Source organism: Cytobacillus sp. IB215316 (genome assembly GCF_033963865.1).
Taxonomy (GTDB): Bacteria; Bacillota; Bacilli; order Bacillales; family SM2101; genus Nanhaiella; species Nanhaiella sioensis.
This window is the reverse complement of the sequence record NZ_JAXBMC010000048.1, coordinates 1-1,565: the sequence shown is the minus strand read 5'-3', so window position 1 is coordinate 1,565 and position 1,565 is coordinate 1. Positions and strand designations below refer to the sequence as shown.

Annotated in this window: 3 protein-coding genes; 2 read left to right on the top strand and 1 reads right to left on the bottom strand. The window is 31.3% G+C overall.

Annotated features, from left to right (window positions below; all coding sequences use genetic code 11):
• Positions 1–26: 26 nt before the first annotated feature.
• On the bottom strand, positions 27–485 hold the full coding sequence (locus SLH48_RS22255) for a hypothetical protein (RefSeq protein ID WP_320259909.1): 459 nt from the start codon (positions 483–485) through the stop codon (positions 27–29).
• A 310-nt stretch (positions 486–795) separates the two neighbouring features.
• Here SLH48_RS22255 and SLH48_RS22250 point away from each other — a divergent pair, with 310 nt between their 5' ends.
• The gene (locus SLH48_RS22250) at positions 796–1,185 is read left to right on the top strand and encodes a hypothetical protein (RefSeq protein WP_320259908.1); all 390 of its coding nucleotides are present in this window, start codon (positions 796–798) and stop codon (positions 1,183–1,185) included.
• The gene (locus SLH48_RS22245) at positions 1,151–1,549 is read left to right on the top strand and encodes a peptidase MA family metallohydrolase (protein WP_320259907.1); all 399 of its coding nucleotides are present in this window, start codon (positions 1,151–1,153) and stop codon (positions 1,547–1,549) included. The genes SLH48_RS22250 and SLH48_RS22245 overlap by 35 nt, the downstream gene beginning before the upstream one ends.
• Positions 1,550–1,565: the final 16 nt, after the last annotated feature.

The following is a 1,565-nucleotide window of genomic DNA, read 5'->3' as shown; positions in this document are numbered from 1 at the left end:
TCTTTAGAGAAGGGCCTTTCTTATGTTTAATACATATTTTTTAAAGTAGTAACGTTAATACAACGGCAATTATTCGTTAGTCTCAAGCTGGTTGGTATACATTTATTGTCTGAAATTGATAATTGATACACATGAATCCCTGTTGGAGGTGTATCACAAACTGTATTGACAGGGTTTAATGTAAAATCACCACTCCTATCATCACTTACATTGAAACTGCATAATGTCGTAACAGAATTACCTGTAATTCGTTCCACTTTATAATCCACACCAAATACTCCTGTGGTAGCGGCTGATATTTGCAAGTCTACCATAGTAGTAATTTTTACTAAGTAATTTCTTTCTAAAACCTTTATTGTTTCCGTTGTCAAAACAATTGGATTAAATACTGCTTGGGATGTTCCATCACTTAATATGAATTCTTCAAATTGACAATTACAAAATATTTCATTTGTCCCTTTCCCTTTGCACAGATAGTCAGACATAGATTTTCATTCCCCTCAAGTTATAAGGTGTTATTAACTAATGAATGCCTGACTACATATATACGCAACTGATAACTGCCCTTCATTCTAAAAATGTCATAAAGAAACAAAATGATTAATGAGTCGATTAGTTTTTCCTACTGCCCAAACTGAGAATTGTTATTTCACAATATGGGGCATTTCTGTAGTAAAACAGAAATTTTTTTGAAAAATGAAACATTTTAAATAAATTTTCGTATTACTTATCAATGAAGATAATCAAAAATATAACGGATAAAGAAGTTTATTGGTGTAATAGGGGTGGAGAAATGTGAAAAAAATAACAATTGTAATGATTAGTTTTATTTTTATAATTCTATTATCAAGTACTGCCTGTTCCAAAGAAAACACAGAATTAATTCTTATTCAAGAAACAGAACATGGTCTTTTTTACAGTCCAAGTTCAGGTGAAGATGAAAAAGAGATGGTAAAGATACTGGCAGAATCGTTTGAATTGAATTATCCCCGTATTACCAATATGTTTCAATACGAGGATAACAATAAAGTTGTTATTCACGTTTATGCTGATAAAGAAGAATTTGTTGAAATGATTGGACGCGAAACGGAAGGTACTTATGTATCGAAGGAAAATATTATTAAGGTGTATACACCTATACATTTAATAGGTGGAATTCAAGAATACGTTTCAATTAATCCATGAATTTGTTCATGCAGTTATTCAACAAATTAACCCGTCTGTTGCAGGTTTAAAATGGCTAGACGAAGGAATCGCAGAATATGCTTCTAAACAGCTTGAAGAAGATATTAAGTCTAGGTCTACCTTCAACGATTATCCAACTCTAAGACAATTGGAATCAGGATCTGTATACTTTGATGAAGCAGGATCGACAGCTTACTTATATTCTGGCATTTTGATTAAATATATTGTCGATGAATATGGTATAGATGCATTAAACAAAATTATTAGAACACCCACCAACATTGAAGTTATTATGAAAGCTTCTACTGAGAATATATATGAACAATGGGTAAAATATTTGGAAGATAAAAAATGGTTAAGATAGAAAAGATGTACCAGCG

Bases quoted from the DNA above. Each gene is read 5' to 3' on its own strand.
- SLH48_RS22255 (WP_320259909.1), bottom strand. From the start codon at position 485: ATGTCTGACTATCTGTGCAAAGGGAAAGGGACAAATGAAATATTTTGT.